The following is a 14,004-nucleotide window of genomic DNA, read 5'->3' on the forward strand; positions in this document are numbered from 1 at the left end:
CGCGGTACGGAGGGGCGGGCCGCTGTGGCGCGGCCCGGTAGCCGATCGGAAACATAGCCAGCCCACAGGGAGTAGGCAAGGCTTACCTAAGTTTGATCTACGTCACAGCCCGTGCGCCCTTGTGTCCCGGCTGTGATTTAGGGTAGGCAAGCCTAAGTAAAGTTTCAGCTCGGCTTGTGAAATCGAGGACCAAGTGGACCTGACGAGACGTCAACTGCTCGGCGTAGGTGGCGCCTTGAGCGCGGCAGCCCTGCTCGCCGCCTGCGGAGGCGGCAGCGGCGACGAGTCGGCCGGGTCCGCTTCCGGCGGCTCCGCCAAGCCGCGCAGGGGCGGCACGCTGCGCGTCGGCGCCCTCGGCCGGGCCGGTGCCATCACCCGTGACCCGCACGGCACCCAGTCCAACGAGAGCGACTACCTGATCCTCAGCCTCGTATACGACACGCTCACCGTGCCCGGCGCCAAGCCGAACACCCTGCCCCGGCTCGCGGCGAGCTGGAAGCCGTCCGCCGACCTCAGGACCTGGCGCTTCACCCTCGCCAAGGGGGCCAGGTTCCACGACGGTTCACCGGTCACCGCCGAGGACGTCGTCTTCTCGCTGAAGCGGCTGCGCGCCACCCCGTCCGGCGCCTCCCGGCTGCCCGGGATCCAGGCGAAGAACATCACCGCCGAGGGCACCGACACCGTCGTCCTGGTCTCCGACTACGCCAACGCCGAACTGCCGCTGCTCACCCGGCTCACCACCTTCGTCGTTCCCGAGGGAACCACCGACAAGGACATCGCCAAGGCCCCGGGCACCGGGCCCTTCAAGCTCGACTGGTTCCGCTCGGGCAACGCCCGCCTGGTCCGCAACGACGACTGGTACGGCGGCGAGGTCCACCTCGACGCCATCGAGGTGAAGATCTTCGAGAGCCCGCAGGCGATGGCCAACGCCCTGCTGGCCGGCCAGATCGACGTCGCCTCGAACGCCGGCGCCGTCGCCGCCCGAACCGCCGCCTCCCGCAAGGACATCCAGACGGTCCGCCGCCCCAACGACATGGCGATGCCCCTCGTCATGCGCACGGCCGACGGCCCGTTCGCCGACCCCAGGGTGCGCGAGGCGCTGCGCCTCGCCGTCGACCGCGAGGCCATGGTCAAGCAGGTCCTGTCCGGATACGGCACGGTCGCCAACGACATCCTCGGCACCGGCGACCCCGCCTACGACAAGAACGTCCCGCAGCGCACCCGCGACCTCGCCAAGGCCAGGAAGCTCCTCGAGGAAGCCGGCTTCGACACCGCGCGGACGTACGAACTGTTCACCACCGAGGACATGGCCGGACTCGCCGAATCGGCCACCCTGCTCGCCTCCCAGCTCCGCGAGGCCGGGGTGAAGATCAAGGTCGTCAAGCAGGAGTCGGCCGTCTTCTGGGACAAGACCTGGCTCAAGGGCGACCTCTACACCACCTACTGGGGCACCAACGACTCCGTGGTCTTCTTCGCCAGCAAGACCATGGTCTCCGACAGCGGCCAGAACGAGGCCGGCTGGAAGGACTCCGCCTTCGACAAGTCCTACGAGAAGGCGATCGGCACCGCCGACACCGCCCGGCGCACCGAGCTCCTCCAGCAGCTCCAGCAGATCGAGTACGACCGCTCGGGCTATCTGCTGTGGGGCATGGCCGACGGCATCGACCTCGCCGGGTCCCGGGTGCGCGGGCTGCCCACGCTGCCCGGATACGGACGGGTCCAGCTCGAAAGCGCATGGCTGGCCAGTTGACCCCGGACACCACGACGCCGGCCGCCTCTCCGCTCACCGCGGAAAGGCGGCCGGCGCGGACCCCCGCCCCCCTGCTCGTCCGCGCCGGCCTCGTCCTGCTGAAGCGGGCTGCCCTGCTGGCCGCGCTGCTCGCCCTGGTCTTCGTCACCGTCGAACTGCTCCCCGGTGACGCGGCCAAGGCCACCTCCGAGCGCGGCGAGACCGCCGCCGACCTGGCGGCGCGCCGCGAACTGCTCGGCCTCGACCGGCCGGTCCTGGAACGCTTCTGGGACTGGATGACCGGCCTGCCCACCGGCGACCTCGGCACCTCGGCGCGCGGCGAGAAGGTCACCGACCTGGTCTCCGGCGCCTTCCCCAACACGCTGCTGCTGGGCGGCATCGCGCTGCTGCTCACCGCCGTGCTCTCGCTGACCCTGGGCTGCTGGGCCGCCCTGCGGCCGGGCAGCAGACTCGACCGGGCGGTCTCCGGCACGGCGACGGCGGTCCTCGCGCTGCCTGAGTTCGTGCTCGCCGTCGCCCTCGTCCTGGTGCTGTCCCTGTGGACCGGCTGGCTGCCCGCGGTGACCCTCACCGACGCCGGCGGCTCACCGGCCTCCTGGGACATGCTCGTCCTGCCCGTCCTCGCCCTGACCGTCCCTCAGGTCGGCTGGAACACCCGCATCGTGCGCGCGGCCCTCGCCGACGAGGCCCGCGCCCCGCACGTGGAGACCGCCGTCCTCGACGGTCTCCCGCCCCGCCGCATCCTGACCCACCACGTCCTCCCGGGCGCGCTGCCCGCCATCGCGGCGGGCCTCGCCACCTCCACCGGCATGCTGCTGGGCGGCGCCGTGGCCGTCGAGACCATCTTCAACTACCCCGGCATCGGCTCGGTGCTGGCCTCCGCCGTCACCGACCGCGACAGCCCCGTCATCGCCGGCGTCACGGCGCTCACCGGAGCCGTCATCACCGGGATGCTGCTCCTGGCCGACCTGGTGCGGTACCTGCTCACGGGAGGACGACGATGACCGCGGACACCCGCGGAGCGACCCCGCGCACGGCGACCGCCGTACGGATCCTGCCCGCCCTCCTGCTCATCGGCCTCGCCCTGGTCGGCCCCTGGATCGCGCCGCACCCGATCGACACTCCGGTGACCGCGCCCTACGCGGCGGGTACGGGGGAGGCGCTGCTGGGCGGCGACCAGCTCGGCCGGGACGTGCTCAGCAGGCTGCTGGCCGGCGGCCGCGACCTCGTGCTCGCCTCGCTGCTGGTCGCCGTACTGGTCACGGGCACCGCGGCCGTCCTCGGCGCGGTCGGCGCGGTACGGCCCCTGGTGGGGCGGCTGGTGGAGCGGATCGCGGACGTCCTCATGCTGCTGCCCTCCGTCCTGGCCATCCTGCTGGTCACCCTGTCCTGGCCCGGCGGCGGCAGGTTCGCGGTCATCGCGGCCGCCGTCGTCCTCGGCGTGCCGTACGCCGTCAGGCTCACGGCCGGTGCGGCCGCGCCGGTCGCGCAGGCCGGGTACGTCGAAGCAGCGGCGGCGGGCGGTGAGCGCCTGTGGTACCTCGTGGTCCGGGAGATCCTGCCCAACCTGCGCGCCACCGTGCTCACGCTCTTCGGGCTCAGGTTCGTCGCCGCCGTGTACCTCGTCGCCACGGCCGGGTTCCTTCAGGTGGGCCCTCAACCACCCGCCGCCGACTGGGCGTTGATGATCCGCGAGAACTCCGCCGGGATCCTCCTCAACCCCTGGGCCGTGGTCGCCCCCGGCGCCGCCGTCGCCCTGCTCGCCCTCAGCGTCAACCTGGCGGCCTCCGCGCTCGCCCCGCAGACCGGCCGGAAGGCGGTGCCCGTCCAGTGAGCCACAGCCGCGACCAGCGCTCCGGGCCGGAGGATCCGGTACACGACACACCAGTCGGCGAAGCGGAGCCGGAGGGATCCGGTGATCCCTATGCCAAGCCGGAGAGGCCCGTGGCCGACGGCCCCGCGGTCCGCGTCAGCGGCCTCACCGTCGCCGCCCCGGACGGCCGGATCCTGCTCCAGGACTCCTCCCTCACCCTGAGCCCCGGCCGGCTCACCGCCCTCACCGGCCCCTCCGGCGCAGGCAAGACCACCCTGCTGCGGGCGGTCACCGGCCTGCTGCCGCCCGGCACCACCCGTACCGCGGGCCGGGTCGACGTCCTCGGCCACGACGTCTTCGCCTTGCCCGAGCGGGAGTTGCGGGCCCTGCGGGGCAAGCGTCTCGCCTACGTCGGCCAGGACCCGGGCTCCGGCCTCAACCCGCGTATGCGGGTCCGCACGCTCATCGGGGAACTCGCCGTCGACCGACGCCCCGAGGCAGTGCGCGCACTCCTCGCGGAGGTGCGCCTCCCGGACGACGGAAGCCTGGCCGCACGCCGGCCCGGCGCCCTCTCCGGCGGACAGCAGCGCCGCGTCGCCCTCGCCCGGGCCCTCGCCCGCCGACCCGAGGTCCTCCTCCTGGACGAACCCACCGCCGGGCTCCACCCGGAACTCCGCGACGAGATAGGTGAGTTGCTCGGCCACCTGGCCCGCGAGCACCACCTCGCCGTCGCCTTCTCCTGCCACGACCCCGAGGTGGTCGAACGGTACGCCGACGAGGTCGTCACCCTCGGCACACACCTGCCCCCACCCCGGACGCACAGCCACACCCGCCCGGCCCGCCCCCGGAAGGAGCACCGAGGCGGCCCACCCGTCCTCCAAGTTCGGGACCTGCACGTCGCGTTCGGCGGCGTCCCGGCCCTCGACGGCGTCGACCTCACCGTCGCGGCGGGCTCCGCGGCCGGCATCGTAGGCGTCTCCGGCTCCGGCAAGACCACCCTGGTCCGCACCGTCGTGGGCCTGCAGCGCGCGAGCTCCGGCACCGTCCACCTGGCCGGAACGCCGCTGCGCACGGGCCTGCGCGGGCGGGGCCGCGAGCAGCGGCGAGCGGTGCAGCTGGTGCCCCAGAACCCGCTCGGTGCCCTGAACCCCAGCAGGACCGTCGGCGCGACCCTCGGCAGACCCCTGCGCCTGCACCGCAGGTGCGCGGCCGGAGAGGTCCGCGAACGCGTCGTGGACCTCCTCGAACAGGTGGGCCTGCCGCCCGCGTTCGCGGACCGCTACCCGTACGAGCTGTCCGGCGGACAGCGCCAGCGCGTCGCCATCGCCCGAGCGCTCGCGGCCGACCCGGAGGTACTGATCTGCGACGAGGTCACCTCCGCGCTGGACGCGGACACCGGAGCGGCGGTGATGGACCTGCTGACCGGTCTGCGCGAGCGGCGCGGCACCGCCCTCGTCCTGATCAGCCACGACCTGCGGCTCGTCGCCGACCGCACGGACACCGTGACCGTGCTGGAGAGCGGCCGGGTCGTGGAGTCGGGCCGCACGGCCGAGGTGTTCACCGCACCACGGCATCCCACGACCCGCGCCCTGCTGGGCACCGCCGAGCCGGCGGACCTGGCCTGAGCCGTTCAGGAGCAGGCGTGTTCAGCTTCGGGCCGTCACAGGCAGCGTGAGCCTCGCCGGTCGCAGGCCCGGCCAGGTGCGACGGCGCGGCTGCTTGAAGCTGTCCCCACGTTGTGCGGGTTGCCGTTGGCGACGCCGACCAGCTCCCCGGCACCCTCGACCTCGAAGGACACCTGGACGGTCGCGTCCGGCACGGTGAAGGTCGCCATGGCCCGTACCGGAGCCGTCGGCGCTCCGCCGCTCCCGTGGCCACGGCGCCGAGCCGGAGTGCCTGACGCCGTGTTACGCCGGAACCGTCCCGCTTCTTCAGCCTCGTCAGCTCTCCTGGGCCAGGGACGTGACCTCGGCGGCGCTCAGCGTTCTGCCGTAGACCCGGAAGTCGTCCACCGCTGCCTTCAGGTACGGGTCCGCGTACTGGGACCTGCCGATGTACGCGGCCCGGATGTGGTTGCCGAAGTAGCGGGGCTCCACGGTCACCGCCGTGTTCCGGCCCGCCTCCTTGCCGTCGACGTACAGCACGGCGGTGCCGGCCCCGTAGGTCACGGCCACATGGACCCAGCGGTCCGTCGGCAGCGGGTCGGCGTTGATGCGCTGCTCCGCACCCCCGCCGCCCGCGGTGATCGCGTACCGCAGGGTTCCGGCGTCGCTCATCGGCGTCAGGAACATGTTGGCGCTCACGCCGGTGCCGAAGTCGAAGATCCGGCTCCAGGCCGCCGGCTGCCCGGCCAGCTTCACCCAGGTCGCCACCGAGTAGGCGGACGCCCCCGCCAACAGGTCCTCGGCGAGGGCGACATGACCCTCCTGCCCGTCCAGGGCCACGGCTCCACCCGTGCGCCCCTGGGTCCACGAAGCGCCGTCCGCCAGGGTGGCCGTCCTGCCGTTGCCGGTGGCGTCCGCGGCCGACGTGCCGGAGGTCTCGTCGAAGCGGTGCCAGGCGGCGAACGCCGGGGGCGGGGACGGGGGCCGGCCTGTCAGCCAGTAGACGTTGTAGTACTGGTGGTGCACGCGGGCGATGGGCAGCAGCGTGACCGTCTCGCCGTCGGCGGTCGCGGTCAGCCGGAGCGGACTGGCCGACGTCTGCCGGACGGTGGCGGTGTCCAGGCGGGGCATCCAGGGGCTGGCCGTGGCGCCGTACGCCCCGGCCAGGACCACCGGCCCGTGCAGTACGGCCTGCACGTCCGGGTCGTCGGGCGTGGCCTCCACGGTGGTACGCATCGGCAGGGTGACCTCGACGCGGTCGCCCCGGCGCCAGGCGCGGCCCAGGGTGAGCCAGCTGCCGGCCGCCGGACGGTTCGACAGAGTACGGCCGTTGAGCTTGACGCGGGCGCCGGTGGCCCAGCCGGGGATGCGGACCAGCAGCTGATGGCTGGCGCCGCCGGAGGTGACGGTGAGCAGGGTCGAGGAGGAGTCGGGCAGGGCGGTCGTCTGCCGCCAAGTGATGTTCCTCTCCTGCCAGTTCACCTCGGACGGTATGAACAGGTTCACCAGCAGTCGCTGTTCGTCGTGCGTGTAGATCGTGTCGGCGAACTTCGCGTGTGTCTCCATGCCGGTGCCGTGGTCGCAGGAGAAGTTGTCGTAGTCGGTGGAGTAGGCCTGAGGATCCGTGCCCATGAAGGACGGCTGCTGCTTGAACGAACCGGGCCCGAGGCCGGTGTAGTAGATGTTGAAGCCATGCGCGGAGTCGGGGTCCTGCTCGCCGAGCATCTGGTTGCACAGGGTGCGCTCGTAGTAGTCGAGCAGGTCGGTGCGGCCCGGTTCCTCGAAGTGCAGCAGCCGGGTCAGCTTCAGCATGTTGTAGCTGTTGCAGTTCTCGCAGGTGCCGTTCGACAACTGGCCCGCGACGACGTCCGGTTCGTGGAAGGCCTCGCCGTTGCTGTTGCCGCCGATGACATAGGAGTGGTGGTCGGTGACGATCTGCCAGAAGTTCCGGGCGATCGTCCGGTAGCGGTCCGGCAGGCCCTCCTGCCACAGCCGTATCGCCCCGACCATCTTCGGGATCTGGGTGTTGGCGTGCAGTCCGGCGAGCCGGTCCTCGCCGGCGGCCAGCGGGTCGAAGACCCGGGTGTGGGTGAAGCGCTCGGCGACCTCCAGCCAGACGGCGTCGCCGGTGAGGGCGTGCAGGTCGGCGAGGACGTCGTTCATTCCGCCGAACTCGGTCTCCAGCACCCGCTGCATCTGCTCGTGACTCAGCTGCGCGGTACGCCGGTTGACCCACTCGCCCTTGCGCAGGACCACGTCGAGGGCCTGCTCGTTCCCGGCCAGCCGGTACTGGTCGACCAGCCCCGCCATGATCTTGTGCAGGGTGTAGTACGGCGCCCAGACGCCCGTGCCGGCTTCCAGCCGGTCGAAGAAACTCTCCGGGAAGGCCGACAGATAGCCCTTGCCGTAGCCCGCCGACGGGGACGCGGCCTGGCAGTCGGCCAGGGCGGCGACGAGCCTGCGGCCCTTGTCGCGGAGCGCGGTGTCACCGGTGTTCGCGTACGCGAGGGCGAGGCCGGACAGGAGGTGCCCGGTGGAGTGGCCGCGCAGTTCGACGGTCGGGCCCTCCCAGCCGCCGCACGGCTGGGCGGTAGTGGTCAGGCCGACGTTCAGCCGGAAGGTGTGCAGTAACCGGTCGATGTCGACGAAGCGCAGATAGGCGGTGTTGCGGCTCTGGTTCTCCTGGAACGGGCCGGCCAGCAGGGACACCGCGGCGGGCGGGAACGGCCTTACTCGCGTGGCTTGTTGGCGAGATGGGCCGGTGCTACGGGGCGCGGCCTGGGCTGTGGGGCCGTCCGTCACGGTCGCGGCCGCGGCGGCCGCGGTGAGGAACGTCCGTCTGCCGAGGGGTGGGGTCACGAAGTCCTCCGCATGTCGAGGGCGTGGGGCGGAGAGTCCCGTTCTCCGCCCCACTGGCTGGTGTTCGAAATACCGAAGGCTGTGCGACATGCTGTGCGGGGATCCACGGTAGAGGACTGACTCCTGATGTCAATGACACCCGCGAGGCTCCGCAGCCTGGCTGCGGGAGCGCTCCCATGGCACCATGGCGCGGCTCCGCCAGGGACGCGGAGCGGCGTCGTTTCGTCGAACGGAGAGCCCAAACCATGGAGACAATAGGACGCTTCGTATTGACATGCTCACGTCGCATATGCCTGGTGCTGGCGGTCTGGGCGCTGGGTGCGGCCCTGGCCGTGTCGCCAGCCGCCGCGCACCCCCGGCCCGCGGCGACGCCCACGGCCGCAGCCGCCAAGAGCCTGTACATCCCGCCGAGTTGGGCGGCGACCGGCGAGGTGCCCTGGGCGCAGAACCGCACCAAGGAGTCGGCGAACTTCGTCCTGCTGTGGGGCGAGAAGTCAGGCACCGACCCGAAGTCCGCCCCGGCCGACTACCGGTTCGATCCGGACAACATCCTCAGCCAGCTGGAGAGCCTGTACTCCTTCTACGTGAACACCATGAGGTTCACCCCGGAGACCGGGCTGCTCGCCCAGTACAAGATCGACGTGATCATCACCCGCACCTGGAACCGCACCGCCCTCGACGCCTGGGCCGCCGGCGGATCGGCCGACGGCAAGGTCGGCGTCATCAACATCGCCCCGGCCGCCGCACAGCCCGGTTCCTGGGGCCTGCCCCATGAACTCGGCCATGTCTTCCAGAACTACACCTTCCTCGGCAAGGGTGGCGACGCGGGTCTCACCGACCCGTCGGCCGGCACGTTCTGGGAGACCAGCGCCGAGTACATGGCGATGCAGGTGTACCCGGACGGCGGCGCCGGCGACCTGACCCGGTTCCTGCGCACCGAGAACCTGGCGTACTCCTCCAGCCGCCACCACTACGGCAACTGGATGCTCCTGCAGTACCTCGTCGACAAGTACGGCGGGATCCAGACGTTCAACGACATCTGGAACCAGGCGAGGAACACCGAGCACCCCCTGGAGACGTACCGGCGCATCAACAACCTGACCCAGGCCCAGCTCAACACCCGGATCGCCGAGTACGCACAGCACCAGGTCACCTTCGACTACTCCAACCGTTCCCACTTCAAGCCGTTCATCGACAACGTGTACGGCGCGGGCTTCCTCAACGCCTACAACGGTGTCCCGGTGAACGCCGTGAACCAGTCCGCCGGCCACTACGCGATCCCGGACGCGCTGGCGCCCTCGGACTACGGCTACAACAAGATCAAGCTGGTGCCCTCCACTGCCGGGTCGCTCATCAAGCTGCACTTCAAGGGGCACGTCAACGCGGCGGCGGGCTCCGGCTGGTCGTACGGGTTCGTCGCCGTGAACGGCAGCGGAACCCCTCGGTACGGCACCGTCTCCAGCAGCCCCGACGGCCAGATCAGCTTCCAGACCCAGGCCGGCGAGCAGGAGGTCTACCTCGTCGTCACCGGTACGCCGAGCACCGTGCACCACTACGGGTACCTGGACGGATTCACCAAGAACCACCGCTACCCGTACGAGTTCCGGATCAGCGGGGCCACGCCGTCCGGCTACGAGCCCGGGTACCAGAAGCCCGCCGCGACCGGTGGCGGCCACTGGCACGCCAACGGCGGCGGCTGGGTCGACGACCGCGCCAATGTCGCGGCCTCCGTGTACGTCGGGCCGCGCGCGGCCGTCTTCGGCTCCTCGACCGTGACCGGCGGCGTCCGCATCGAAGGTCTGTCGTGGGTCAACTCCGGAGCCACGATCAGCGGCAACGTCGTCGTCAGGGACAGCGCGATCGTCCAGGGCGGAGCCAACCTGTCCGGCAGCCTCGTCCTCGGCGGGGACGCCGAGATGTGGATCACGTGCTCGTCGGGCACGTACCTGACGTTCGACCCGGACCGGGGCTGTGACGGCCGGGGCGGCGAGAGCGACGTCAACCCGTCGTACGGCGCGTTCACCGACCAGGAACTCGCCATCACCATCTGAGCCTTCGGTGACGAACCGGCACATTGACGCCTATTTACCCATAACTCGCGGGTAATTGCGGCGTTACCAGGCCAAGATCATCTCACTGGGCGTCGGGCGGTGTGTCTTGGCTCACTTCACCCCGTCCACCAGTGATGTTTGCGGGCCGGTACGCGCTTTCGGAAGGGGCAGCCTCTGTGACGGGTGGGCCTGACGTGACGTTCTTCTATGGCCCTTCCCGGCCGATTGTGGGGGTGGACTCTCCGTGAGCCGTCGTACAGCGCATGCGTACAGACCGTTGAGTCTCAAGCGGCGGGCATGGCTGACACTGGGTGCGGTGGTCCTGGGCGGCGCGGGAGTGGTCTCCTACGCGGTGGCCAGCCCCGCCCACGACTCGGGTGGCGGCGGCCGGGCCAAGCGGCCGGTGAAGGTCTACGACCTCGCGCTGAAGGGCACCACGAACGGCAGGCGGGAGCTGCCCCGCACCGACACCGCGCAGTTCTCGATGCTCGGTGTGTCCTGGACCGGCGGCGCCAAGCGCCTCGACGGCAAGGCGCAGGTGCGCACCCGGAGCCGGGAGACCGGGGACTGGAGCGCATGGCGTGACCTCGAGGTGAACGTCGATCCGCTGGAGCACCCCGACGCCGAGGTCCGCGGTGCCTCCGAGCCGCTGTGGGTCGGCCCCTCCGACGGCGTCCAGGCGCAGGTCGTCCACAAGGACGGCTCCACCGGCCCGTTGCCCAAGGGCCTGGAGGTCAACCTGGTCGATCCGGGCGTGGTGACCGCCGCCGAGGTCAAGTCCGGCGCCGGTGACGCCCATCCGGCCGCGTTCGCCGAGGACACGGCGTCTCCCTCGGAGAGCGCGTCCCCCTCGGTGAGCCCGTCCCCCTCGGCGAGCCCGTCCTCCTCGGTGAGCCCGTCGCCCACCACACCGTCGGCGCCGCCGTCCACCGTGCCCGAACCGCCGATCACCTCACGCGCCGACTGGGGCGCCGACGAGTCGATCAGCCCGGAGGCGCCTGAGTACAACGCGGACGTCAAGGCCGTCTTCGTCCACCACACGGACGGCAGCAACGACTACTCCTGCGCCGACTCGGCGTCGATCGTGCGGAGCATCTACGCGTACCACGTGCAGGTCAACGGCTGGAAGGACATCGGTTACAACTTCCTGGTCGACAAGTGCGGCACCGTCTTCGAGGGCCGCAAGGGCGGTGTCGACCTGCCGGTGCTCGGTGCCCACACCTACGGCTGGAACCGGGAGTCCGCGGGCATCGCCGTGCTCGGCGACTACACCACCACCGGCGCCACCGACGCCGCGCTGACCTCGATCGCCCGCGTGGCCGCGTGGAAGCTCGGCCAGTACGGCCTCGACCCGGACGGCACCTCCCAGCTGACGGCCGGCGCCACCCAGACGAACTACTTCAGCACGAACTTCACCGCGGGCAGCGCCTACACCTTCCAGCGGATTTCCGGCCACCGCGACGGCTACAACACCGAGTGCCCGGGCGGTTCCCTCTACGACCAGCTGCCCACCATCCGCGCCTGGGCGGCCGGTCCGGTGCAGGGTCTGAAGGTCACCTCGGTCGACGACGCGGCCCTCTCCGGCTCGACGTACTACACCAAGGGCGCCGTCACGCTGCACTGGACGGCCACCACGCCCGCCTCGCTCATCTCCAAGTTCGAGCTGCTGGTCGACGGCGAGCCCGCCACCAGCGTGTCCGGTGACGCCACCTCGGCCGGCGCCACGCTGGCCCCGGGCACTCACACCGTCGCCGTCCGAGCCGTCCACCAGTCCGGGAAGACCACGACGAGCGACGCGCTGAACGTCGTGGCCGAGACGACCGCACCGACCTTCACCACCACCCCGAAGCTCTCCCTGCGCACCGGCACGGTCACCACCGGCGCGGTCCCGGTCACCCTCGGGTGGAAGGTCACCGACAACACCGCACTGCGCAAGGTGGACCTGCTGTCCCCGACGACGGCCACCTTCGGCCCGACCACCACCAGCTCCAACCGCACGGCGGCGTCCGGCACCGCCGCCACCTGGTCGATGCGCGCCTACGACTACGCCGGCAACTACCGCACCTCCTCGCCCTCCTACACCCCGGTGATCCTGCAGGAGACGTCCGCCACCAAGTCCGGCAGCTGGACCACCCGTTCCTCCACCAGCTACCTCGGCGGCAAGTCGTACTCCAGCGGCTCCAAGGGCGCCGCCCTCACCTGGACCTTCACCGGCCGCTCCGCCGCCTGGGTGGTCTCCCGCGCCTCGACCTCCGGGCAGGCGTACGTCTACGTGGACGGCACGAAGACCGCCACGATCGACCTGAAGTCCACCAGCACCCAGTACCGCCAGGCCATCTGGACCAAGACCTGGTCCAGCAGCGCCAAGCACACCGTCAAGATCGTCGTGGTCGGCACCAGCGGCCGCCCGACCATCACCACGGACGGCCTGGTCTACATCAAGTAACCGCGCTCGCGGTCCTGGTCCGCCCAGGTGACCCTGGGCGGACCCCTACACTGGGTGCGCGCACATGCGTGGACGGTGAAACCGGGCGGGGGCAGGAGAGGACTGTGGCGGAGAACGGCGGCTTCGAGGACCCGTCGGCCGAGGTGCTGGCGGCGGCCGCTGCCACGTTCGGGCTGCTCGCCTCGTCGGCCCGGCTGCACCTGATGTGGGCACTGGCACAGGGCGAGAGCGACGTGACGCACCTCGCCGACCGGGTGGGCGGTGCGCTGCCCGCGGTCAGCCAGCACCTGGCCAAGCTGAAGCTCGCCGGCCTCGTCAGCTCGCGCCGAGAGGGCCGCCGTCAGGTCTACTACATCGACGACCCCGACATCGTGGCCGTCGTACGGGTGCTGGTCGGACAGCTCACCGCACGCTCCCAGCCCGCCTCCGCCCTCGTACGGCAGCTCCACGGGGCCCGCGTCTGAACCCACCGGGGCCTGCTTCCCCGCTCCATGAGATCCCTCACCTGTGAATTCCCACAGGATCTGCGCTGCCCGGGCCAGGGGTTTGTTAGATTGCGCAATCACGCAATCGAGGTGATGGGTCCGACGGTTCATGGGGAGTGGGTAGATGAGCGAGCCGTGGGACGATCGGGGTGGCCAGGCCACGCGCGGTCGCACCGCCCGGGTGCCCGGACAGCGTACGGGCGGTCCGGATGAACCGCGCCCGGGCGGCCGGGCCGCCTCCCGCTCGCACGGCGACAAGCGCTCGCGGCGCCGGGCCCGTCCGGCAGGACGCGGCAAGCGAGTACTGAAGATCGCCGCGATATGTCTGTCACTCCTGGTACTGGGCACGGCAGGCGTCGGCTGGTGGTTCTACCAGCATCTGAACGGCAACATCCAGAGTGTGTCGCTGGACGGCAAGGGCGGTTCGGAGAAGGCGGACGCGTTCGGCCGGACGCCGATCAACATTCTGGTGATGGGTTCGGACGGCCGGACCAGCAAGGCGGACTGCAAGCTGGGCGGTGGCTGTTCGAAGACCGGTGTGCAGACGGGCAGCAACGCGGATGTGCAGATGGTGGTGCACATATCCGCCGACCGCTCGAACGCGACCGTGATGAGCATCCCGCGGGACACGATGACCCGGGTCCCGGCCTGCAAGGACAGTGCGAGTGGCCAGTCCACGTCCGGGTACTACGGGCAGATCAACAGCGCGCTGCAGTACGGTCCGGCGTGCCAGGTGGCCACCGTCCACCAGCTCACCGGCATCCCCATCGACCACTTCGTGAAGCTGGACTTCTCCGGTGTGGTGAAGATGTCGGACGCGGTCGGCGGTGTCTCCGTGTGCGTGAGCAGCGATGTGTACGACACCTATTCGCATCTGAAGCTGTCCAAGGGCGGTCACACCCTCAAGGGGGTCGCGGCGCTGGAGTTCGTGCGCTCCCGGCACGGTTTCGGGGACGGCAGCGACCTGGGCCGCACAGTCTCGCAGCACATCTTCCT

General features: G+C 70.9%; 10 protein-coding genes. 8 read left to right on the top strand and 2 right to left on the bottom strand.

What is annotated here, in order from left to right; translation table 11 throughout:
• Positions 1-193 precede the first annotated feature (193 nt).
• From BEK98_RS44270 to BEK98_RS51485, 4 genes are all read left to right on the top strand, one after another.
• On the top strand, positions 194-1,750 hold the full coding sequence (locus BEK98_RS44270) for an ABC transporter substrate-binding protein (protein ID WP_094222507.1): 1,557 nt from the start codon (positions 194-196) through the stop codon (positions 1,748-1,750).
• Positions 1,735-2,754 (top strand): ABC transporter permease, encoded by a 1,020-nt coding sequence (locus BEK98_RS44275; RefSeq protein ID WP_094222508.1) that lies wholly within the window; start codon positions 1,735-1,737, stop codon positions 2,752-2,754. Before BEK98_RS44270 ends, BEK98_RS44275 begins: the two co-directional genes overlap by 16 nt.
• Entirely contained in the window at positions 2,751-3,584 is an 834-nt protein-coding gene (locus BEK98_RS44280; protein ID WP_094222509.1) for an ABC transporter permease, read from the top strand. Before BEK98_RS44275 ends, BEK98_RS44280 begins: the two co-directional genes overlap by 4 nt.
• A 110-nt stretch (positions 3,585-3,694) precedes the next feature.
• Positions 3,695-5,188, top strand: coding sequence for an ABC transporter ATP-binding protein (locus tag BEK98_RS51485; RefSeq protein WP_425276661.1), 1,494 nt, complete (start codon positions 3,695-3,697; stop codon positions 5,186-5,188).
• 35 nt (positions 5,189-5,223) lie between these two features.
• On the opposite strand, the gene BEK98_RS49330 is transcribed toward BEK98_RS51485, so the two are convergent.
• Both BEK98_RS49330 and BEK98_RS44290 read right to left on the bottom strand, forming a co-directional pair.
• Positions 5,224-5,397, bottom strand: coding sequence for a hypothetical protein (locus tag BEK98_RS49330; RefSeq protein ID WP_167444421.1), 174 nt, complete (start codon positions 5,395-5,397; stop codon positions 5,224-5,226).
• A 106-nt stretch (positions 5,398-5,503) separates the two neighbouring features.
• Positions 5,504-8,026, bottom strand: coding sequence for a beta-L-arabinofuranosidase domain-containing protein (locus BEK98_RS44290; RefSeq protein WP_244202244.1), 2,523 nt, complete (start codon positions 8,024-8,026; stop codon positions 5,504-5,506).
• 296 nt (positions 8,027-8,322) lie between these two features.
• Here BEK98_RS44290 and BEK98_RS44295 point away from each other — a divergent pair, with 296 nt between their 5' ends.
• From BEK98_RS44295 to BEK98_RS44310, 4 genes are all read left to right on the top strand, one after another.
• Positions 8,323-10,077, top strand: a complete 1,755-nt coding sequence (locus BEK98_RS44295) for a DUF6055 domain-containing protein (protein ID WP_244202245.1) — start codon at positions 8,323-8,325, stop codon at positions 10,075-10,077.
• A gap of 484 nt (positions 10,078-10,561) precedes the next feature.
• On the top strand, positions 10,562-12,523 hold the full coding sequence (locus tag BEK98_RS44300; RefSeq protein WP_167444422.1) for a peptidoglycan recognition protein family protein: 1,962 nt from the start codon (positions 10,562-10,564) through the stop codon (positions 12,521-12,523).
• Positions 12,524-12,627: 104 nt separating this feature from the next.
• On the top strand, positions 12,628-12,987 hold the full coding sequence (locus BEK98_RS44305) for an ArsR/SmtB family transcription factor (protein ID WP_094222513.1): 360 nt from the start codon (positions 12,628-12,630) through the stop codon (positions 12,985-12,987).
• Positions 12,988-13,132: 145 nt separating this feature from the next.
• Positions 13,133-14,004, top strand: an 872-nt coding sequence (locus BEK98_RS44310) for an LCP family protein (RefSeq protein ID WP_208643404.1), incomplete at its 3' end; no start/stop codon positions are given.

Source organism: Streptomyces diastatochromogenes (assembly GCF_002242805.1).
GTDB classification, from domain to species: domain Bacteria; phylum Actinomycetota; class Actinomycetes; order Streptomycetales; family Streptomycetaceae; genus Streptomyces; species Streptomyces diastatochromogenes.